Raw genomic sequence first — 22,042 nt, 5'->3', positions numbered from 1 at the left:
TACCAAACGGGCCGCCGGCCCGGCTGCGTCAGTCACTGGAGACCGCAACGCTCATGCCCTGGATCAACAACCTCAAACTGATGCCGAAGCTGCTCGTCACCTTCGGCGTCATCCTTCTGGTGATGCTGCTGCAGGGCATCGTCGCGTACCGTGGCCTGCACTCGCTCAACGATGTGACCACCGAGCTGGCCGGCAAGCGCATGGAAAGCATCCGCATGGCCGGCGAGATGCGCGGGATGATGGGCGAGTACCGCAATTCGGCCTACCAGCAGCTGATCCGCGCCAGCGACGACGTCAAGGCCGAAGCCCGCAACCGCGCCGCCGGCGTGCGCACCAAGATGGACGAAGCGCTCAAGGCCTACCCGGGCCTGGCCGACAACGCGCAGCAGAAGGCGCTGTTCGACACCTTCGCCAAGGACTGGGCAGCCACGCTCAAGTCCTACGATTCGGTCACCGAGATGCTGGAACTGCAGCTGCCCGACGATGCGATCGATACCTTCGTCGGCGAGACCCGCACCGCCCACCTCAAGTCCGCCGCGGCACTGGACGCGCTGATCGCCGAGGACAACCGCCTGGCACGTGCCGCGCGCGAGAAGGCCACCTCCACCTACGCCGCCTCTTCGCTGCTGATGGTCATCGCGCTGATCGGCGGCGCCGGCCTCGGCTTCTTGCTGGTCTGGCTGTTCGCCCGGGCCCTGGTCGGCAGCGTGCGCGGCGCGGTCAGCGTGGCCAACGACGTAGCCAACGGCAAGCTCGACGGACACATCGACACCTCGCGCAAGGATGAGGTCGGCGACCTCATGCAGGCCATGCAGCGCATGCAGCGTGACCTGCGCGAACGCATCGAAACCGATGCCGCCGTGGCCCGCGAGAACCTGCGCATCCGTACCGCGCTGGACTACAGCTCCACCGGCCTGTATGTCACCGACGCCAACCACGATGTGGTGTACGTGAACCGTGCGCTGGGCAACACGCTGGAAACCCATGCCGATGACGTGCGCCGCGAACTGCCGGACTACGATCCGCAGGTCTCGCTGATCGGCCAGAACGCCAGCGCGCTGGAGCCGGGTGGCCGTGTCGACCCGTCGGCCCTGGCCGAGCTGGAACGTGTGGGTTCGGTGCGCCGCGAGCTGCGCTACGGCGACGCCCAGTTCGCCCAGGCCATCTCCACCATCCGCAACGAAGACGGCGAAGTGGTTGGCCATGTGACCGAATGGCGTGACCGCACCGAAGAGGCACAGGTTGAAGCCGAAGTGGCCCGCGTGATCGCCCAGGCCGCCGCAGGCGACCTGACCGGTCGCATCGACGATGAAGGCAAGCAGGGCTTCTTCCTGCAGCTGGCGCATCAGATCAACGGTCTGCTCGATGCCAACGCATCCAGCATCGAGCAGGTGTCGCAGCTGCTGGCCGCACTGTCGCAGGGCGACCTCACAGCACGCATGCACGGCGACTACGAAGGCGTGTTCGCCCGCATGCGTGACGATGCCAATGCCACCGCTGAACAGCTGAGCAGCATCGTCACCCGCATCAAGACCTCCAGCCGCGCGATCAACTCGGCCGCCGGCGAGATCGCCAGCGGCAACAGTGATCTCTCGCGCCGCACCGAACAACAGGCGGCCAACCTGGAAGAGACGGCCGCCTCCATGGAGGAACTGACCTCCACCGTGCGCCAGAACGCCGAACATGCCCGCCAGGCCAACCAGCTGGCGATCGGTGCGGCCGGCGTGGCCTCGCAGGGCGGCGATGTGGTCGGTGAGGTGGTGACCACCATGTCGGCCATCGAGACCTCCTCGAAGAAGATCGCCGAGATCATCTCGGTCATCGACGGCATCGCGTTCCAGACCAACATCCTGGCGCTCAATGCCGCCGTGGAAGCGGCACGTGCCGGAGAACAGGGCCGCGGCTTCGCCGTGGTCGCCAGCGAGGTGCGGACCCTGGCGCAGCGCTCGGCTGCAGCCGCCAAGGAAATCAAGGGACTGATCGATGCCTCGGTGGGCAATGTGAGCCAGGGCTCGGCGCTGGTCCGCAAGGCCGGTGCCACCATGGGCGAGATCGTGGCGTCGGTACAGCGCGTCACCGACATCATGTCGGAGATCTCGGCCGCCTCGCAGGAACAGTCCGCCGGCATCGAGCAGGTCAACCAGACCGTGGTACAGATGGACGAGACCACGCAGCAGAATGCCGCACTGGTCGAGGAAGCCACCGCCGCCGCGCGGGCCATGGAAGAACAGGCCGCCCAGCTCAGCGATGCGGTCTCGGTGTTCAAGCTCGATGACGCCGAAGAGGCCCACCCGACCCTAGTCTCCACACCGGCCCGCAGCCGTGCGGTGGCCCCTGCGCCGGCGGCCAAGGCAGCCACCGCGCGTCGTCCGGCGCCGCAGCGTCCGGTCGCTGCCGAGCTGGCCGAAGGGGACTGGCAGGAGTTCTGATACGCCCTGCGCGCTGATCCAGGTCACGCCCCGGCGCCAAGGTGCCGGGGCTTTTTTTCGCCTGCAGCGCCGACCGCATGCGCTGCGCCCTCAACTGTGGCGCGTGCCTGCCGATAACTGGTTTGCCACATCCATCACTCCGGTCCTGCCGGACGGCTCCCTCAAGCTCTGGTGCTCACTCCATGACGCGCTCTTCCTCGCCCCGCTCCTTCGCCAACCTGCCGGTCCGGCGCAAACTCGGCCTGCTCACCGTCCTGATCGCCCTGGGCGTCATCGTGCTGTCGATCATCGCCGCACGCATGCAGTACCTGGACCTGACCGAGACCCGCAAGGACTCGCTGAAGATCCAGGTGGAACTGGCCGAAGGCGTACTGGCCCACTACCACGAGCTGGCGGTGAAGGGCGAGCTCAGCGAGGACGCCGCCAAGGCCGCTGCGCTGCAGGCGCTGTCCTCGATGCGCGCGCAGGGCCAGAACTATTACTACAACGTGCTGGACACCAACTACACGTTGCTGCTCCATCCGTTCCGCCCCGAGCGCGTGGGCCAGAGCCAGAAGGACTACACCTCCGTCGATGGCGTGCGGCTGTACTACTACGCGGTGGGCATGGCACGGTTGGGCGGTGGCTTCACCTACTACAAGGCGCCCAAGTACGGCAGCGCCGGCGCCGAAGGCGAGCCGATCGAAAAGGCCAGCTACGCGCAGCTGTTCAAGCCCTGGAACTGGGTGGTGTTCAGTGGCGTGTACATGGACGACGTACAGCACCAGGCGCTGGCCTTCACCACCGTGATGACGCTGGCCGGTGGCGTGCTGGTGCTGCTGGTGGTCGGGCTGAGCTGGCTGATCGGCACGCGCATCGCCCGGCCGCTGCGGGAAGCCACGGCCGTGGCCGAGAACATCGCCTCGGGCAAGCTCGACAGCCGCATCGGCGCGCAGGCCCAGGACGAACCGGGCCGCCTGCTGGAAAGCATGTCGCGCATGCAGACCCAGCTGCACGCCGTGATCAGCGGGCAGCGCGAGATGGCCCGCCAGCATGATGCCGGGCAGACCAGCTACCGCATGGACGAGACCGCCTACCCGGGCGAGTACGGGCTGATGGTGCACGAAACAAACGTGCTCGTCGGCGCGCACGTGGCGACCATGCAGGGCGTGCTGGAGGTGGTCCAGCGCTACGCCGTGGGCGATCTCAGCGTCGATCTCGCGCGCCACCCCGGCGAGAAGGCCGCCATCACTGCCACGGTGGATGCGGTCAAGCAGAACCTGGGCCGCATCAATGCCGAAGTCAAACGCCTCGGCGCCGCAGCGGCCGCCGGCGATTTCAGCCAGCGCGGCGACGCCTCGCGCTTCGAGCATGACTTCAGGCAGATGGTGCTCGACCTCAACGCGATGATGCAGGTCAGCGATGAGAACCTCGGCAAGCTGTCGGCGCTGCTGGCCGCCATCGCCGAAGGTGACCTGACCACCCGCATGAGCGGTGAATTCCAGGGCGTGTTCGCCCGCATGCGCGATGATGCCAACGCCACCGTCGACCAGCTGAGCCGCATCGTCGGACAGATCCAGGCCTCGGCCTCCAGCATCACCCTGTCCTCGGGCGAGATCGCCAGCGGCAACAGTGATCTCTCGCGCCGCACCGAGCAGCAGGCCGCCAACCTGGAAGAAACCGCCGCCTCCATGGAGGAGCTGACCTCCACCGTGCGCCAGAACGCCGAGCACGCGCGCCAGGCCAACCAGCTGGCGATCGGTGCGGCCGGGGTGGCCTCGCAGGGTGGCGAGGTGGTCGGCCAGGTGGTGTCCACCATGACCGCCATCGAGACCTCCTCGAAGAAGATCGCCGAGATCATTTCGGTCATCGACGGCATCGCGTTCCAGACCAACATCCTGGCCTTGAACGCCGCCGTGGAAGCGGCACGCGCCGGTGAGCAGGGTCGTGGCTTCGCCGTGGTGGCCAGCGAAGTGCGCACCCTCGCGCAGCGTTCGGCGGCCGCGGCCAAGGAGATCAAGGGCCTCATCGATGCATCGGTGAGCCGCGTCAGCGAAGGCTCCGAGCTGGTGCACAAGGCCGGCAGCACGATGTCCGAGATCGTCGCCTCCGTGCAGCGCGTCACCGACATCATGGCCGAGATCTCCGCCGCCTCGCAGGAACAGTCGGCCGGCATCGAACAGGTCAACACCACCGTCGTGCAGATGGACGAGACCACGCAGCAGAATGCCGCACTGGTGGAAGAAGCCACCGCCGCCGCGCGGGCCATGGAAGAACAGGCCGCCCAGCTCGCCGACGCGGTCGCGATCTTCCGCATGGACGACCAGGTGGGGGCGGCCGTGCGCGCGGTCGTGGCCAAGGTACCGCCGATCGCGCGCGCGCCGCTGGCCTCGGTTCCCTCGCGACCGGTGCGCGCGGCGCCGGCGGCGCGGCCGCTGGCCACTCCCGAGGACGGCAGCCTGCCCGACAACGGCCACTGGCAGGAATTCTGATCAACCCGGCGTGGCGGCCTCGCCACGCCTCTCCACGGATTACCGACGTGACAGTGCCCAGCTCCCCCATCATCCGTACCGACCCACGCGAGTTCGAGTTCGACGACCGCGATTTCCGGCGGGTCTGCGACCTCATCCACGAGCGCGTCGGCATTTCGCTGGCGCCGGCCAAGCGCGACATGGTGTACGGGCGCCTGTCGCGGCGCCTGCGCACCCTGGGCCTGCGCAGTTTCCAGGACTACCTGGACCGGCTCGAACGCGACGGGGGCGAGGAGTGGCAGGCCTTCACCAACGCACTGACCACCAACCTGACCTCGTTCTTCCGCGAGCCGCACCACTTCGACAAACTGCGCGACGAACTCAAGCGCCGCAGCAGCACCGCCAGCGCCTCGCAGCCGCTGCTGCTGTGGTCGTGCGCGGCCTCCACCGGGGAGGAGCCCTACTCCATGGCCATCACCGCGTGCGAAGCCTTCGGCACCCTCAAGCCGCCGGTGCGCATCGTCGCCACCGACGTCGATACCCAGGTGCTGGCCACGGCCAGCCGCGGCGTATATGCGCTGGACCGTGTCAGCAGCCTGGAGCCGGACCTGCGCCGGCGCTACTTCCAGCGCGGCACCGGCCCCAACGAAGGCCAGTGCCGCGTGCTGCCGGCGCTGCGGGAGCTGATCGAATTCCGCCCGCTCAACCTGCTGGCCCCACGCTATGACGTCGGCGGTCCGTTCACCGCACTGTTCTGCCGCAACGTGATGATCTACTTCGACAAGCCCACCCAGCGTGGCATCCTCGGCCGTCTGGTGCCGCACATGGCCGATGACGGCCTGCTCTACACCGGCCATTCCGAAAACTACCTGCACGCGGCCGATCTGATCCAGCCCTGTGGACGCACGCTGTACCGGCGTGCAGCGGGGGCCCGTGGATGAGCGCCGTGCTTCGCGAAGACGATGTGATGCGGTACTACGACAGCCGCTTCAAGGTGACCGCCGCCAAGCTGCTTCCCACGCAGTACCTGGTGGTCAACGATGACACCGCCCTGACCACCACGCTGGGCTCCTGCGTGGCCGCCTGCCTGCGTGACCCGGTGCTGCGCATCGGCGGCATGAACCATTTCCTGCTGCCCGAAGGCAATGTCGGCGACGGCGCACCGGCACGCTACGGCAGCTATGCGATGGAGCTGCTGATCAACGACATGCTCAAGCGCGGCGCCAACCGCAAGCGCATCGAGGCCAAGGTGTTCGGCGGCGCCAACGTGCTCAAGGGCTTCACCTCCAATCCTGTCGGCACGCGCAATGCCGAGTTCGTGCGCCAGTACCTGCATGCCGAGCACATCCCGATCATCGCCGAGGACCTGTGCGGCATCCATCCGCGCAAGGTCTGGTTCTTCGCCGACAGCGGGCGCGTGGTGGTCAACCGCCTGCCCCACGCGCACGAAGCCGAAGTGGCCGCGACCGAATCGGCCGTACGTGCGCGCCTGTCCAAGGCGCCGGTCACCGGTGGCGTGGAGCTGTTCGAATGAGCCTTTCCGCGCCCTGCCGTGTGTTGATCGTGGACGACTCCGCCGTCGTGCGGCAGATCCTCAGCGAAATCCTGGCCAGCGATCCCGGCATCGAAGTGGTCGGCACCGCCGCCGATCCGCTGCTTGCCCGCGAGAAGATCAAGCGGCTCGCCCCGGACGTGATCACGCTTGACGTGGAAATGCCGCGCATGGACGGCCTGGCCTTCCTTGAGAACCTCATGCGCCTGCATCCGCTGCCGGTGGTGATGATTTCATCGCTCACCGAGCGCGGCGCGGACACCACCCTGCAGGCGCTCGCGCTGGGTGCGGTGGATTTCGTCTCCAAGCCGAAACTCGACGTCAGCCGCGGCCTGCAGGGCTACGCCGACGAGATCGTTGAAAAGGTCAAGGCGGCTTCGCGTTCGCGCGTGCGCCCGCTGACCCGCAGTGCCGCCGCACCGAAGGTCACCCTCGCCCCGCTGCCACCGGGCAGTGCGCCGCGCAGCACCCAGTTCCGCACCACCGATCGCCTGATCGCCATCGGGTCCAGTGCCGGTGGTACCGAGGCCCTGCGCGTGGTGCTGGAAGGCATGCCTGCCGATGCGCCGGCGATCGTGATGACCCAGCACCTGCCGGCCAGCTTCAGCACCGCCTTCGCCGAGCGCCTGGACCGGCACTCGGCGATGTCCGTGCGCGAAGCCAGCGACGGCGAAGCCGTGCTCGCCGGGCATGCGTACCTGCCGCCGGGTGGAAAGCACCTGCGGATCATCCGCGACGGTGCGCGCTGGCGCTGCCGCGTGGACGATGGTCCGGCGGTGAACCGCCACAAGCCTGCCGTGGACGTGCTGTTCCAGTCCGTGGCGCAGAGCGCGGGCGCCAACGCCATCGGCGTGATCCTGACCGGCATGGGCGATGACGGAGCGCGCGGGCTGCTGCAGATGCGCCAGGCCGGTGCGCCGACCCTGGTGCAGGACGAAGCCACCAGCGTGGTCTGGGGCATGCCCGGGGCCGCATTCAAACTGGGCGCGGCCGAGGAACAGCAGCCGCTGGAGAAGATCGCCGAGCGGCTGCTGGCGCTTTCCCGCGTGTAACGGCTTGCCGCATCCGGCACTGGACCCGGTGCAACCCACCCTGTCCACTGGGCATCCTGCACGCACCGTGCGTCGGATATACCAGGACAGTGGCAATGGAGAGCGGACTGCATCACGAAAGTTACGGACACGGGTTTCCCGTCGTGCTCGGCACCAGCTATCTGTGGGGAGCGGACATGTGGCAGCCGCAGATAGAGCGGCTCGCCCGCACCCACCGGGTGATCGTCCCGCTGCTGCCCGGCCATGACAACGATGCGCCACTGCCGCAGGACTGCACGACGCCTGCCGCGCTGGCGCTGCGCGTGGGCGCGCTGCTGGACGAACTGCAGATCGGGCAGTGCGCCGTGGCAGGGCTGTCGGTCGTCGGCATGTGGGCGGCGGAACTGGCCCTGCTGCACCCTGCACGCGTGCATGCGCTGATGCTGCTGGACACCTTTCTCGGTGCCGAGCCCCCGGCCACCCACGCGCGGTATTTCGGCATGCTGGATGCGATCGAACAGGCCGGCAGGATTCCCGAAGCCCTCATCTCGCAGATCGTTCCGCTGTTCTTCCGGCCCGGCATCGACCCCCGGGATCCGCTGTGCCTGGCCTTCGCCGACCGCCTGGCGCAGTGGCCTGCCGCGCGCATTCCCACGCTGGTCGCGCTGGGCCGGCTGATCTTCGGTCGGCCCGATCGACTGCAGGCCCTGGCAGCGCTGGATGCGCAGCACACGCGTGTGGTCTGCGGGGCCGAAGACATCCCGCGCCCTGCCGCCGAAGCCCGCCGGATGGCCGAGGTGATCGGCTGCCAGCTTGAGCTGGTCCCGGAGGCCGGCCACATCAGCGCGCGCGAGAACCCTGAAGCAGTGACCGCGCTGATGCAGGCCTGGCTGTCCAGGCTGCACTGAATCCAGGCGCGCCGGCACGCGTACAGGTCGTCGTGCACGATGGCCCCGCCCCTCGCCAACGAAAAAACCCCCGGCACGTGCCGGGGGTTTTCGTTGATCGCTCCAGACGATGAGGATCAGGCCGCGACCGTCTTCGCCGAGTCCTGGTATTCCTCGATCTGGTCGAAGTTCATGTAGCGGTAGATCTCCGCACCGCTGGCATCAAGCACGCCGATGTCCGCCATGTACTCTTCCTTCGTCGGGATGCGACCCAGGCGCGAGCAGATCGCCGCCAGCTCGGCCGAACCCAGGTACACGTTGGTGTTGCGGCCCAGGCGGTTCGGGAAGTTGCGGGTCGAGGTCGACATCGCGGTGGACCCTTCACGGATCTGCGCCTGGTTGCCCATGCACAGCGAGCAGCCCGGCATTTCCATGCGTGCGCCGGTGGCGCCGAAGGTGCCATACACGCCTTCCTTGGTCAGCTCGGACGCATCCATCTTGGTCGGCGGGGCCACCCACAGGCGGGTCGGCAGGTCGCGCTTGCCTTCCAGCAGCTTGGCAGCGGCACGGAAGTGACCGATGTTGGTCATGCACGAACCGATGAACACTTCGTCGATCTTCGCACCCGCGACTTCGGACAGGGTCTTCACGTCGTCGGGGTCGTTCGGGCAGGCCACGATCGGCTCGTGGATGTCGGCCAGGTCGATCTCGATGACGGCGGCGTACTCGGCGTCAGCATCCGGCTCCAGCAGCTCCGGGTTGGCCAGCCACGCTTCCATCTTCTCGATACGACGCTGCAGCGAACGCGGATCCTGGTAACCCTCGGCAATCATCCACTTCAGCAGGGTGATGTTGCTGGTCAGGTACTCGATGATCGGCTCCTTGTTCAGGCGCACCGAACAGCCGGCCGCCGAACGTTCCGCCGAGGCATCGGACAGTTCGAACGCCTGTTCGACCTTCAGTTCCGGCAGGCCTTCGATTTCCAGGATGCGGCCGGAGAAGATGTTCTTCTTGCCCGCCTTGGCCACGGTCAGCAGGCCCGACTTGATCGCGTACAGCGGGATCGCGTTGACCAGGTCACGCAGGGTCACGCCCGGCTGCATCTTGCCCTTGAAGCGCACCAGCACCGACTCCGGCATATCCAGCGGCATGACGCCGGTGGCAGCGGCGAAGGCGACCAGGCCCGAACCGGCCGGGAACGAAATGCCCACCGGGAAACGGGTGTGCGAGTCACCACCGGTGCCGACGGTGTCCGGCAGCAGCATGCGGTTGAGCCAGCTGTGGATCACGCCGTCGCCCGGACGCAGCGAGATGCCGCCACGGGTGGAGATGAATTCCGGCAGGGTGTGGTGGGTCTTGACGTCCACCGGCTTCGGGTAGGCCGCGGTGTGGCAGAACGACTGCATCACCAGGTCGGCCGAGAAGCCCAGGCAGGCCAGGTCCTTCAGCTCGTCACGGGTCATCGGGCCGGTGGTGTCCTGCGAGCCCACCGAGGTCATCTTCGGTTCGCAGTAGGTACCCGGGCGCATGCCCTGCCCTTCAGCCAGGCCGCAGGCGCGGCCGACCATCTTCTGTGCCAGCGAGAAGCCCTTGCCGGTGTCGGCCGGCTGCACCGGCAGGCGGAACAGGTCGGTCGGGGCCAGGCCCAGCGCTTCGCGCGCCTTGCCGGTCAGGCCACGGCCGATGATCAGCGGAATGCGGCCACCGGCCCGCACTTCGTCGAACAGCACGTCGGACTTGACCTGGAACTCGGCGATCACTTCGCCGTTCTTCAGCGCCTTGCCTTCGTACGGACGCAGCTCGACCACATCGCCGTGCTCCATCTTCGACACGTCCAGCTCGATCGGCAGCGCGCCGGCATCTTCCATGGTGTTGTAGAAGATCGGGGCGATCTTCGAACCCAGGCAGACGCCACCGGCGCGCTTGTTCGGGATGTACGGAATGTCATCGCCGGTCCACCACAGCACACTGTTGGTGGCCGACTTGCGCGAGGAACCGGTACCGACCACGTCGCCGACATAGGCGACCAGGTGACCCTTGTCCTTCAGGTCGAGGATCTGCTGGATCGGGCCGCGCTTGCCGTCTTCTTCCGGGGTGAACGGCGCATCGTCGCGCTTGTTCTTCAGCATCGCCAGGGCGTGCATCGGAATGTCAGGGCGGGTGGTCGCGTCCGGTGCCGGCGACAGGTCGTCGGTGTTGGTTTCGCCCGGCACCTTGAACACGGTGACGGTCAGGCTCTGCGGCACTTCCGGGTTGCTGGTGAACCACTCGGCATCGGCCCAGCTCTGCAGCACGGACTGGGCGTTGGCGTTGCCGGCCTTGGCCTTTTCCTGCACGTCATGGAAGGCGTCGAACACCAGCAGGGTCTTCTTCAGCGCGTCGGCAGCGATGGCGCCGACGCTGGCGTCGTCCAGCAGCTGCACCAGCGGCGCGACGTTGTAACCACCCAGCATGGTGCCCAGCAGTTCGGTGGCGCGCTCGCGGCTGATCAACGGGTTCTGCTCGCTGCCCAGTGCGATCGCGGCCAGGTACGAGGCCTTGACCTTGGCCGCGTCATCGACGCCGGCCGGCACGCGGTGGGTCAGCAGGTCGAGCAGGAACTCGGCCTCGCCCTGCGGCGGGTTCTTCAGCAGTTCGATGACATCGGCCGTCTGCTGCGCGGTCAGCGGCAGCGGCGGGATGCCAAGCGCAGCGCGCTCGGCGACGTGGTGGCGGTAGGCTTCCAACATGACAACTCCCGGGTGATACGGAAAGAAACGGTTGAGTGATTTCGTGGAACGGTGAACGCGGTTCAGGCCTGCGGCACGATCAGCTTCAGGCCCTTGAAGTAATCCCTGTAGAAGGCGTCGTGCCAGGTGATCAGGCCATCGCACTGCAGCAGCGCGTGGGCCCCGACCATGAACGCATCCAGGCTGCGCCGCTCATTGCCGCGCTGGCGATGGCGGCGCTGCATTTCGCCGGCGCGCAACGCCGATTTGGCTTCCAGCGCACTGAAGTGCACGCCCATCTCTTCCAGCGCCTCGAGCACCTCGGCACCACCGCGCAGCGCCGCGCAGACCTCGGCCAGGGTGGCCCCGCAGACGACCACGCGGCCACCGACCAGGCTCTGCCGCAGGCAGGCCTCGACCGCATCGGCCTGCGGTCCGTTGCTGAGCAGCTCGATCAGGACGGGCGAATCGACGGCGATCATGGCCGGCTCAGGACTCGTCACGGACAGCCTTCACGGCTGCGGCGGTGGACTCGAAGCCATCCAGCGCGAACTTGCCGCGCGCTCGGGAGATGGCATCGTCCACGCTCTTGCGCAGGATGATCCGGCCCCCTTCCAGCTCCACGGTGAGCTGGGTGCCCTTGGTCAGCCCCAGCGCATCACGGACCGCCTTGGGCAGAGTGATCTGGCCGCGCTCGGCAACGGTGGCTTCCATGGGTAGGCCCTCTTCGGTATGTACGAATTATACATACTTTCGAACGGCGACGCTTCCGGAGCCTGGCGCGGCGTTGGCGTCAGGCGCTGGGATGAAACGACCTGTTCCGTCGCGCGCCGTTCCTGCCGTGACATCGGAACGACACGCGGACATGTAAGGTTGTCCACTGCGCCAGGCCAGTCCGCGGCTGCGCGGGTCGGCCCCAGGGGCCGTACTCCGGCGGCGGCAGGCTCCGGCACACGCAAGCAGGTCCGCGCCCCTGGTGGGCCAGGCCAGTGCAAGCCATCCGCAACAGGAGTCATCCCGCATGAGCGATTCGTTCTCCACCCGCAGCCAGCTCGATGTCGGCGGCAAGCGTTACGACTATTACAGCCTGCCCAAACTGGGCGAGCGCTACGACATTGCCCGCCTGCCCTACTCCATGAAGATCCTGCTGGAGAACCTGCTCCGCCACGAGGATGGCGGCGCGACCGTCGGCCGGGACCACATCGAGGCCGTCGCCCGGTGGAATCCGACTGCCGAAGCGGAGACCGAGATCGCGTTCATGCCCGCGCGCGTGGTCCTGCAGGACTTCACCGGCGTGCCCTGCGTGGTGGACCTGGCCGCGATGCGCGATGCAGTGGTCAAGCTGGGAGGTCGCCCCGAACAGATCAATCCCTTGATCCCCTCCGAGCTGGTCATCGATCACTCCGTGCAGGTGGATGTCTTCGGCAAGCCCGATGCGCTGGACATCAACGGCAAGATCGAATTCCAGCGCAACCAGGAGCGTTACGGCTTCCTGCGCTGGGGCCAGAAGGCCTTCGACGATTTCAAGGTGGTGCCGCCCAACACCGGCATCGTCCACCAGGTGAACCTGGAGAACCTGGCCCGCGTAGTGATGGCGGTCGAGAAGGATGGCGTGACGCTGGCCTACCCTGATACCGTCTTCGGCACGGACAGCCACACCACGATGATCAATGGCATCGGGGTGCTGGGCTGGGGCGTGGGTGGCATCGAGGCCGAGGCGGCCATGCTGGGCCAGCCCTCCTCGATGCTCATCCCGCAGGTCATCGGATTCAAGCTGACCGGCCAGCTGCCCGAAGGCGCCACGGCCACCGACCTGGTGCTCACCGTGACCCAGCAGCTGCGCGCCCACGGCGTGGTCGGCAAGTTCGTGGAGTTCTTCGGCGACGGCCTGCAGCATCTGCCACTGGCCGACCGCGCGACGATCGGCAACATGGCCCCGGAATACGGCGCGACCTGCGGCATCTTCCCGATCGACCAGGAATCGCTGAACTACCTGCGCCTGTCCGGACGGCCCGAGGAACAGATCGCCCTGGTCGAAGCCTATGCGAAGGCGCAGGGGCTGTGGCATGACGCCGACACCGCGCACGCGCAGTACAGCGCCACGCTCGAGCTGGACATGGCCACGGTGAAGCCCTCGCTGGCCGGTCCGAAGCGGCCGCAGGACCGCGTGCTGCTGGAAGACGTGAAAGCCAACTACCGCCAGGCACTGGTCGGCCTGACCAGCAACCGCGACAAGAAAGGCGTGGACGTATCCACGTTCCTCAACGAAGGCGGCGGCACGGCGGTGGGCAACGAACAGCTGGCCAAGGGCCAGGCCGATGTCGAGCTCGACGGCCACGCCTTCCGCCTGAAGGACGGCGCCGTGGTCATCGCCGCCATCACCTCCTGCACCAACACCTCCAATCCGGCGGTGATGATCGGCGCCGGCCTGCTGGCACGCAATGCCGCCGCGCGCGGCCTGAACCGCCAGCCGTGGGTCAAGACCTCGCTCGGACCCGGTTCGCGCGTGGTCACCGATTACCTCGAAAAGGCCGGCGTGCTCAAGGAACTGGAGAAGCTCGGTTTCTACGTGGTGGGCTATGGCTGCACCACCTGCATCGGCAACTCCGGCCCGCTGCCGCCGGAGGTCAGCGCGGCCGTCACCGCCGGCGACCTGGTGGTCACCTCCGTGCTGTCGGGCAACCGCAACTTCGAAGGCCGCGTGCACCCGGAAGTGAAGATGAATTACCTGGCCAGTCCGCCGCTGGTGGTGGCCTATGCCATCGCCGGCACGACCGACATCGACCTGACCACCGAGCCGCTGGGCACCGGCAGCGATGGGCAGCCGGTGTACCTGCGCGACATCTGGCCGAGCAACAAGGAGATCGGCGATGTCATCGCCGCGACCCTCGGGCCGGAGATGTTCAAGCAGAACTACGCCGACGTGTTCAAGGGCGATACGCGCTGGAACACGATCGCCTCGCCGGACGGTGACCTGTACGCGTGGGATGACAGCTCCACCTACATCAAGAACCCGCCGTATTTCGAGGGCATGACCATGCAGGTCGGGCAGATCGACGACGTGCACGGCGCCCGCATCATGGGCCTGTTCGGCGACTCCATCACCACCGACCACATCTCCCCGGCCGGCAACATCAAGAAGGATTCACCGGCGGGCCGCTTCCTGCAGGAGCGCGGCGTGCAGCCGGCCGACTTCAACAGCTACGGCAGCCGCCGCGGCAACGATGACGTGATGGTGCGTGGCACCTTCGCCAACATCCGCATCAAGAACCTGGTGTTCGGCGGCGAGGAAGGCGGCAACGCGCACTACTACCCGGCCACCGGTGGCGAGCCGGAGAAGCTGGCGATCTACGATGCGGCGATGAAGTACAAGGCCGACGGTGTACCGCTGGTGGTGCTTGCCGGCAAGGAATACGGCACCGGTTCGTCGCGCGACTGGGCGGCCAAAGGCACGCTGCTGCTGGGCGTCAAGGCGGTGATCGCCGAGAGCTTCGAGCGCATCCACCGCTCCAACCTGGTGGGCATGGGGGTCCTGCCGCTGCAGTTCCGCGACGGCGCCAATGCCGAGTCGCTGGGACTGGACGGTTCGGAGGTGCTGGACATCACCGGGTTGCAGGACGGTGCGAGCAAGCGGGCCACGGTGACGGCACGCCGGACCGACGGCACCTCGGTGAGCTTCGAGGTCTCGGTGATGCTGCTGACGCCCAAGGAGGTCGAGTACTTCCGCCATGGCGGTCTGCTGCAGTACGTACTTCGTCACCTGGCGGCGCGCTGAGCGGGACGTCCCAGCCACACGCGAGCGACCTGCGTGGTTGAAGAGAGGAACCCGGAGGGACGGCCAAGGCCGTCCCTCCTGTCATCTGGGGGCACCAGGGCTGACCGCACCCTGCCGCCCGCAGCGCCTCGCGGGCGAAGTGATAAACATACATTTTATGAAATTCATATAATTCGAACGAAACCAGAGTAAGCTCCCGACAAGAGGCCACGCCCGGAGCACGCCATGCTGCACACCCCGATCACCTTCGAACCCATCACCGAGCTCACCCGCACCACCGCCTCCTCCGTGAAGGAACACTGGCGCAAGGTCATGCAGGACGTGCGCGACCAGCGCATGGTCGTGGTCACCAACCATAACGAACCACAGGCGGTGATCATCTCCGCCGAGCAGTACCAGGTCCTGCAGGCCCAGGTCGAGGCACTGGAAAACGCGCTTGGCGAGCTGCGCAGCCAGAACCCCGCGCTGGCCGAGCTGCGCCACGGATTCACCCAGCGGCTGGCCGTACTGCAGGACGCCCAGGCCGGTAACCGTGCGCGCGACCTGCTGCGACGCCCTGCCCGCCTTGAAGGCAAGGTCAAGGCAGGCACCGGTTTCTGATGGAGCGTCCGTTCCTGTATGTCCTGGCGGGCGTCAATGGCGCCGGCAAGAGCTCCATCGGCGGCCACCTGCTGCGCCAGGAGGGACTGGATTGGTTCAATCCGGACAGCTACGCGCGAGCACTCGTCCAGGAACTGGGCCTGCCGCAGGCCGAGGCCAACGCCCAGGCCTGGCACTACGGCGTGGACCAGTTGAAGGCAGCGATCACGGCAGGCCGCCCCCATGCGTTCGAGACCACGCTCGGCGGCGCCTCCATCGCCGCGATGCTGCACGAGGCCAGCCGCACCCACGACGTGCTCGTCTGGTTCTGCGGACTGTCCAGCCCGGAACAGCACGTGGCGCGGGTCACGGCACGGGTCGCCGCGGGCGGGCACCCGATCAGCGAAGCCGACATCCGCCGCCGCTGGCCACGCGCGCAGCACAACCTGATCCATCTCATGCCGGTGCTGGCTGGCCTGCAGGTCTACGACAACAGCGCCGAGGCCCTCCCCGGGACCGCCATACCGGACCCGACCCTGGTGCTGCAGATGGCCGATGGACGCCTTGAGTGGCCCGCCGCGGACGATCTGGCGCAGCTCCAGGCCACGCCGCACTGGGCCGAACCGCTGCTGGAAGCCGCGCTGCGCTGCAGCGGCCGCGCCGCCCCATGACCGGGCCGCTGCACGGCGCTGCCGCTGCCGTCGCGGAGGCGGCCGCGCCAGCACCGCCTGCCATCAGCGCAGGTGCGGTGCGTCCGGATCGGTGCGCAGTGCGCGCAGCAGCCCGACCATGTAGAACGCCAGCGTGACCGAGAACGGCAGGCCGCACAGCACCACCGCCGTCTGCATGGCGTTGAAGCTGCCGGCCAGCAACAGGCCGATGCTGACCACCGTGATCACCACCGCCCAGAACACGCGCAGCCAGACGGGCGCGTCGTGGCCGCCTTCCACGCCGCCATCGACGCGCCGCGTGCACAGATTGGCAATCATCAACGTGCCCGAGTCCACCGGCGTCAGGAACAGCACGAAGCCGATCACCACCGCGGCACCGGCAACGTAGGGCGACCACGGCAGATACTCCAGCAGCTTGAACAGGGTCATCGCCGCGTCGGCCTTGGCCACTTCGCCAAGTACCACCTGGCCGTGGTTGAGCACCAGATCGATCACCATGTTGCCGAAGATCGACAGCCACGCCAGGGTAAACCCCAGCGGGATCAGCAGCACGCCGAAAATCACCTCACGGATGGTCCGCCCGCGCGAGATGCGCGCCACGAACAGGCCCACGAACGGGGCCCAGGCGATCCACCATGCCCAGTAGAACAGCGTCCACGCGCCCAGCCAGTCCCGGCCCTTGGGCTGGTTGAAATAGATGTCGAAACTCTTGCTGACCAGTGCCCCCAGGTAATCGCCGGTGTTCTGCACCAGGCCATCGAGCAGATGCAGCGTCGGCCCGGTGACCAGCACGAACAACAGCAGCACGCACAGCAGGCGCACGTTGAGGTTGGACAGCCAGGCGATGCCCTTCTCGATGCCGGCGACCACGCCGACCGTGGCCACCGCCATCATCACCAGCACGATCAGCACCAGCGTATGCGGCGTGTCGGGCATGCCGAACAGGTAGCTCAGGCCGGACTGCACCACCAGCGCGCCGATGCCCAGGTTGGTGACCATCGAGATCATGGTGGCGAGGATGCCGAAGCCATCCACCATGTCACCGATGCGGCCATGGATGCGCTCGCCGAAGATCGGCTGCAGCGCCGAACGCAGCGCCAGCGGCAGGTCCCGACGGTAGGCGAAATAGCCCAGCGCCACGCCTACCAGCGCGTACAGCGCCCAGCCATGCAGGCCCCAGTGCAGGAAGGTCAGCACCATCGCCTCGCGGCTGGCCTGCACCGTGCCGCCCGGCTGGTCGGGCGGAGCAAGGAAATGATCCAGTGGCTCGTAGGCGCCGTAGTACAGCAGGGCAATGCCGATGCCCGCCGAGAACAGCATGGACACCCAGGGCACGTAGCCGAAGGCCGGCGCCTCCTCATTGTGGCCCAGCCGGATATGCCCATAGCGGGAAAACGCCAGCCACAGCACGAACACCAGGCAGGCCGCCACCAGCAGCATGTACCACCAGCCGAACGCGGCGGACACCTGCGCCTGCGCAAGGTGCAGCCAACGCGCGCTGGCCTCCGGGTAGAGCACGGTGAGAAGGCCGAGGACGCCGATGGACAGCGCCGCACTGAAGAAGACGAAGCCGTTCAGGCGCAGAGGCGGGGAAACGGAGGACGGTGTGGAAGACATCAGGTTGTCTCATCGATCCTGGAGGACGCGGGGCCCGACCGGATCGGAACCGGTCCCCGGAGTGGGTACGCTGGCGCATCCTACGCCTTTATTGATTGAACGTTCAATCAATAAAAAGTATGATGATCTCCGTCCCCACCACGTCCGGGCACCGCACAGGAGCGCCGATGCCGAAGAAAGGAGTTGAACCCGTCCGCCGTGAACAGCTGATCAGGGCCACGTTCCAGACCATCGACGAGATCGGGCTGGCCGATGCCACCGTCGCGACCATCGCCAGGAAGGCCGGACTGTCCACCGGCATCGTTGCCCACTATTTCGGTGACAAGGGCGGCCTGCTCAACGCGGCCATGCGGCAGATCCTGCGTGAGCTCAAGGCAGCCGTGGCGCGCTACCGCGCCGACGGCGGGGAGGACCCGCGCTCCCAGCTGCGGGCGATCGTCGATGGCAACTTCGACGACAGCCAGACCAACGGCACCGCCATGCGCGTGTGGCTGACCTTCTGGGCCGCCAGCATGCATCAGCCCGAACTGGCCCGGCTCCAGCGCGCCAACGACCAGCGCCTGTTTTCCAACCTCAGCCACCAGTTCAAGCGCAGCCTGCCCCCGGAACAGGCCACGCTGGCCGCCCGCGGCCTGGCCGCGATGATCGACGGCCTGTGGCTGCGCGGCAGCCTGGTTGGCGGACAGTTCAATGCGGACAAAGCGCGGCGGATCGCCTACGGCTACATCGACTTCCAGCTGGGTGACGCCCAGCCGGCGCGCCCCGACCGCGGTGACCTTTCCTTACGGCCGGACGCGCTATAAGCGCCGTAACCGCGTCCACTCCCGCCTCCCCTTCCCTTTCCAGGAGTTCCCCATGTCCACCCTGCCCCTCCAGCAGCTCTACATCCATGGCGCGCTGGTCGACGCCACCAGCGGCACGACCTTCGAGACGATCAATCCGGCTACCGGCGAGGTCATCGCCGAGGTCCAGGTCGCCAGCAAGGACGACGTCGAACGCGCGGTGGCCAGCGCTGCCGAAGGCCAGAAGGTCTGGGCCGCCATGACGGCGATGGAGCGCTCGCGCATCCTGCGCCGCGCCGTGGAACTGCTGCGCGAGCGCAACGATGAGCTCGCCCGGCTGGAAACGCTCGACACGGGCAAAGCACTGAGCGAGACCACCACGGTGGATATCGTGACCGGTGCGGATGTGCTGGAGTATTACGCCGGTCTGGCCACCGCGATCGAAGGCAACCAGCTGCCGCTGCGCGAATCCAGCTTCTTCTATACCCGCCGCGAGCCGCTGGGCGTGGTCGCCGGCATCGGCGCCTGGAACTACCCGGTGCAGATCGCGCTGTGGAAATCGGCACCGGCGCTTGCGGCGGGCAACGCGATGGTGTTCAAGCCCTCCGAAGTCACCCCGCTCACCGCGATCGAACTGGCCAAGGTCTATACCGCCGCCGGCGTGCCCGACGGTGTGTTCAACGTGGTGCAGGGTCCCGGCCGCGAAGCGGGCCAGTGGCTGACCGAGCACCCGGTGATCGAGAAGATCTCCTTCACCGGTGGCGTGGAGACCGGCAAGAAGGTGATGGCTTCGGCCGCGTCCTCGTCGCTGAAGGAAGTGACCATGGAGCTGGGCGGCAAGTCCCCCCTGGTGATCTGCGAGGACGCGCCGCTCGAGCGCGCCGCCGATATCGCCGTGATGGCAAACTTCTTCAGCTCCGGGCAGGTGTGCACCAACGGCACGCGGGTGTTCGTGCCGCGCGCGATGCTCGCGGCCTTCGAAGCGGCCGTGGTTGAACGGGTCAAGCGCATCCGCATCGGCTCGCCGCTGGATCCGCAGACCAATTTCGGACCGATGACCAGCTTCGGCCACATGGACAACGTGCTGCGACTGATCGAGAGCGGCAAGCGCGAAGGTGCGCGGCTGGTGATCGGTGGTGAGCGCGCGGTGGCCGGCGAACTCGCCAAAGGCGCCTATGTGCAGCCCACCGTCTTCAGCGACTGCCGCGACGACATGACCATCGTGCGCGAGGAGATCTTCGGACCGGTGATGAGCATTCTCGCCTACGACGACGAAGAGGAGGTGATCCGTCGCGCCAATGACACCCACTTCGGCCTGGCGGCCGGCGTGGTGAGCTCGGACATCGCCCGCGCGCATCGCATCATCCACCGCCTCGAAGCGGGCATCTGCTGGATCAACACGTGGGGCGAATCACCTGCGGAGATGCCGGTCGGCGGTTACAAGCAGTCCGGCGTGGGCCGCGAAAACGGCATCTCCACGCTGGCCCATTACACCCGCATCAAGTCGGTGCAGGTGGAGCTGGGCGACTACGCAAGCGTGTTCTGAGCCGGCCGACCTGCCCCGCGGCCCCGTGCCGCCGGCCAGGCGCCGCCCCCATGCTTTCCGGCCGGGACCGCCCTCCCCCACCCGGCCCCTTTTCCCGCCCGGCGACTGCGTACGCGCACCGCTCCGGCCCGCAGGAGACCTTCCATGAGTACGAGCAACGAGTACGACTACATCATCATCGGCGCAGGCTCGGCCGGTAATGTCCTGGCCACCCGCCTGACCGAAGACGCCGACGTCACGGTGCTGCTGCTGGAGGCTGGCGGTCCGGACTACCGCCTCGATTTCCGCACGCAGATGCCGGCGGCACTGGCGTTTCCGCTGCAGGGCAAGCGTTACAACTGGGCGTACAAGACCGATCCCGAGCCGCACATGAACAACCGCCGCATGGATTGCGGCCGCGGCAAGGGGCTGGGTGGCTCCTCGCTGATCAACGGCATGTGCTACATCCGCGGCAATGCGATGGACTATGACAACTGGGCCAGCATGCCGGGCCTGGAGGACTGGACCTACGCCGACTGCCTGCCGTACTTCCGCAAGGCGGAAACGCGCGACATCGGGCCCAATGACTACCACGGTGGCGACGGCCCGCTGCGTGTCACCACGCCGAAGGCCGGCAACAACGAACTGTTCGCCGCGATGATCGAGGCCGGCGTACAGGCCGGGTATCCGCGCACCGAGGACCTCAACGGCTACCAGCAGGAAGGCTTCGGGCCCATGGATCGCACGGTGACCCCCCGTGGCCGCCGCTCGAGCACCGCGCGTGGGTATCTGGACCTGGCGCGCGAGCGTCCGAACCTGACCATCGTCACGCACGCACTGACCGACCGCATCCTGTTCGCCGGCAAGCGCGCGGTGGGCGTGGCGTGGCTGCGCAACGATGAACCGCAGCAGGCGCGTGCGCGCCGCGAGGTACTGCTGTGCAGTGGTGCGATCGCTTCGCCGCAGGTACTGCAACGCTCGGGCGTGGGCCCGGCCGACCTGCTGCGTGGGCTGGGCATCGACGTGGTGCACCACCTGCCTGGCGTCGGCGCCAACCTGCAGGATCACCTGGAGATGTACCTGCAGTACGAGTGCAAGAAGCCGGTTTCACTCGCACCGGCGCTCAAGCTCTACAACCAGCCCGCCATCGGCGCCGAATGGCTGTTCCTGGGCACCGGCATCGGTGCGAGCAACCAGTTCGAAGGCGGTGGTTTCATCCGCAGCAACGAAGAATTCGACTGGCCGAACCTGCAGTACCACTTCCTGCCGGTGGCCATCAATTACAACGGGTCCAACCCGATCAAGTCGCACAGTTTCCAGATGCATGTCGGTTCGATGCGCTCGCCGAGCCGTGGCCGCGTGCACGTGCGTTCGACCGATCCGCGCGAACATCCCAGCATCCTGTTCAACTACATGTCGCACGAGCAGGACTGGCGCGAGTTCCGCGATGCCATCCGCATCACCCGCGAGATCTTCGCGCAGCCGGCGCTGTCACCCTACACGGGCCGCGAGATCTCGCCGGACAGCCAGATGCAGACCGATACGGAAATCGATGCGTTCGTGCGCGAACACGCTGAAACGGCGTACCACCCGTCCTGCTCCAACAAGATGGGTGACGCCTCCGATCCGATGGCGGTGGTCGATGGCCAGGGACGCGTGCACGGGCTGGATGGGCTGCGCATCATCGACGCGTCGATCATGCCGCAGGTGGTGACCGGCAACCTCAATGCGCCGACCATCATGATCGCCGAGAAGCTGGCCGACGTGCTGCGGGGTCGTGCGCCGTTGCCGCGCAGTACTGCGCCTTATTTCAAGGCCAACGGTGCGCCGCCGCGGCGGGGTTGAGGCGAACGGCTGGGCCCCTCCGTGGTGGACGGTGGGTCAGGCTGCCGGGTTACTGGATTGGGCCGGGCGGTGGGGTTGGGTGGGGGACGGCAAAAGCCGCTCCTGCGGGCCTCGTTTCGCGCCATCCTTGGCGCTCAACGCCCCCACCCAACCCCACCGCCCGGCCCGGGGGCCGGGGTGCGTGCACCCCG

The 22,042-nt window shown here is 67.3% G+C and carries 16 protein-coding genes; 12 read left to right on the top strand and 4 right to left on the bottom strand.

Going from position 1 to position 22,042, the window contains the following annotated elements; all coding sequences use genetic code 11:
* Nucleotides 1-53: 53 nt before the first annotated feature.
* The 6 genes from FHY09_RS11375 to FHY09_RS11350 all read left to right on the top strand — a co-directional run bounded on the left by FHY09_RS11375 (nucleotide 54) and on the right by FHY09_RS11350 (nucleotide 8,370).
* Nucleotides 54-2,429 carry a methyl-accepting chemotaxis protein gene (locus FHY09_RS11375; protein ID WP_166926999.1) on the top strand — a complete coding sequence of 792 codons (2,376 nt, stop codon included), beginning with the start codon at nucleotides 54-56 and terminating at the stop codon, nucleotides 2,427-2,429.
* A 182-nt stretch (nucleotides 2,430-2,611) separates the two neighbouring features.
* Nucleotides 2,612-4,900, top strand: a complete 2,289-nt coding sequence (locus FHY09_RS11370) for a methyl-accepting chemotaxis protein (RefSeq protein WP_166926998.1) — start codon at nucleotides 2,612-2,614, stop codon at nucleotides 4,898-4,900.
* 53 nt (nucleotides 4,901-4,953) lie between these two features.
* Nucleotides 4,954-5,820, top strand: coding sequence for a CheR family methyltransferase (locus FHY09_RS11365; RefSeq protein ID WP_166927210.1), 867 nt, complete (start codon nucleotides 4,954-4,956; stop codon nucleotides 5,818-5,820).
* The gene (gene cheD, locus FHY09_RS11360) at nucleotides 5,817-6,413 is read left to right on the top strand and encodes a chemoreceptor glutamine deamidase CheD (protein WP_166926997.1); all 597 of its coding nucleotides are present in this window, start codon (nucleotides 5,817-5,819) and stop codon (nucleotides 6,411-6,413) included. The genes FHY09_RS11365 and cheD overlap by 4 nt, the downstream gene beginning before the upstream one ends.
* The gene (locus FHY09_RS11355) at nucleotides 6,410-7,483 is read left to right on the top strand and encodes a protein-glutamate methylesterase/protein-glutamine glutaminase (RefSeq protein ID WP_166926996.1); all 1,074 of its coding nucleotides are present in this window, start codon (nucleotides 6,410-6,412) and stop codon (nucleotides 7,481-7,483) included. The genes cheD and FHY09_RS11355 overlap by 4 nt, the downstream gene beginning before the upstream one ends.
* 95 nt (nucleotides 7,484-7,578) lie before the next feature.
* Entirely contained in the window at nucleotides 7,579-8,370 is a 792-nt protein-coding gene (locus tag FHY09_RS11350; RefSeq protein WP_166926995.1) for an alpha/beta fold hydrolase, read from the top strand.
* Nucleotides 8,371-8,486: 116 nt separating this feature from the next.
* Here FHY09_RS11350 and acnB read toward each other — a convergent pair whose 3' ends face one another.
* The 3 genes from acnB to FHY09_RS11335 all read right to left on the bottom strand — a co-directional run bounded on the left by acnB (nucleotide 8,487) and on the right by FHY09_RS11335 (nucleotide 11,771).
* Complete coding sequence (acnB, locus tag FHY09_RS11345; RefSeq protein ID WP_166926994.1) at nucleotides 8,487-11,078, bottom strand: bifunctional aconitate hydratase 2/2-methylisocitrate dehydratase; 2,592 nt, start codon at nucleotides 11,076-11,078, stop codon at nucleotides 8,487-8,489.
* Nucleotides 11,079-11,140: 62 nt separating this feature from the next.
* Nucleotides 11,141-11,539, bottom strand: a complete 399-nt coding sequence (locus tag FHY09_RS11340; RefSeq protein WP_166926993.1) for a type II toxin-antitoxin system VapC family toxin — start codon at nucleotides 11,537-11,539, stop codon at nucleotides 11,141-11,143.
* A 7-nt stretch (nucleotides 11,540-11,546) separates the two neighbouring features.
* Nucleotides 11,547-11,771, bottom strand: a complete 225-nt coding sequence (locus FHY09_RS11335; RefSeq protein WP_166926992.1) for an AbrB/MazE/SpoVT family DNA-binding domain-containing protein — start codon at nucleotides 11,769-11,771, stop codon at nucleotides 11,547-11,549.
* Between the two features lie 307 nt (nucleotides 11,772-12,078).
* On the opposite strand from FHY09_RS11335, the gene acnA reads away from it, so the two are divergent.
* The 3 genes from acnA to FHY09_RS11320 all read left to right on the top strand — a co-directional run bounded on the left by acnA (nucleotide 12,079) and on the right by FHY09_RS11320 (nucleotide 16,082).
* The gene (acnA, locus tag FHY09_RS11330; RefSeq protein ID WP_166926991.1) at nucleotides 12,079-14,832 is read left to right on the top strand and encodes an aconitate hydratase AcnA; all 2,754 of its coding nucleotides are present in this window, start codon (nucleotides 12,079-12,081) and stop codon (nucleotides 14,830-14,832) included.
* Between the two features lie 225 nt (nucleotides 14,833-15,057).
* Nucleotides 15,058-15,432, top strand: coding sequence for a type II toxin-antitoxin system prevent-host-death family antitoxin (locus FHY09_RS11325; protein WP_166926990.1), 375 nt, complete (start codon nucleotides 15,058-15,060; stop codon nucleotides 15,430-15,432).
* Nucleotides 15,432-16,082, top strand: coding sequence for an AAA family ATPase (locus FHY09_RS11320; RefSeq protein ID WP_166926989.1), 651 nt, complete (start codon nucleotides 15,432-15,434; stop codon nucleotides 16,080-16,082). Before FHY09_RS11325 ends, FHY09_RS11320 begins: the two co-directional genes overlap by 1 nt.
* Before the next feature lie 63 nt (nucleotides 16,083-16,145).
* Here FHY09_RS11320 and FHY09_RS11315 read toward each other — a convergent pair whose 3' ends face one another.
* The gene (locus FHY09_RS11315; protein ID WP_166926988.1) at nucleotides 16,146-17,699 is read right to left on the bottom strand and encodes a BCCT family transporter; all 1,554 of its coding nucleotides are present in this window, start codon (nucleotides 17,697-17,699) and stop codon (nucleotides 16,146-16,148) included.
* A gap of 167 nt (nucleotides 17,700-17,866) precedes the next feature.
* On the opposite strand from FHY09_RS11315, the gene betI reads away from it, so the two are divergent.
* The 3 genes from betI (at nucleotide 17,867) to betA (ending at nucleotide 21,851) form a co-directional block, all read left to right on the top strand.
* On the top strand, nucleotides 17,867-18,502 hold the full coding sequence (gene betI, locus FHY09_RS11310) for a transcriptional regulator BetI (RefSeq protein WP_166926987.1): 636 nt from the start codon (nucleotides 17,867-17,869) through the stop codon (nucleotides 18,500-18,502).
* A 52-nt stretch (nucleotides 18,503-18,554) separates the two neighbouring features.
* Nucleotides 18,555-20,027: a betaine-aldehyde dehydrogenase gene (gene betB / locus FHY09_RS11305; protein ID WP_166926986.1), complete on the top strand. Its 1,473-nt coding sequence runs from the start codon at nucleotides 18,555-18,557 to the stop codon at nucleotides 20,025-20,027.
* Between the two features lie 144 nt (nucleotides 20,028-20,171).
* Nucleotides 20,172-21,851 (top strand): choline dehydrogenase, encoded by a 1,680-nt coding sequence (betA, locus tag FHY09_RS11300; RefSeq protein ID WP_166926985.1) that lies wholly within the window; start codon nucleotides 20,172-20,174, stop codon nucleotides 21,849-21,851.
* Nucleotides 21,852-22,042: the final 191 nt, after the last annotated feature.

It is taken from the genome of Xanthomonas sp. 60 (assembly GCF_011761925.1).
Note: the sequence above shows the minus strand (reverse complement) of the source record. Positions and strands in the feature narration are given on the sequence as shown.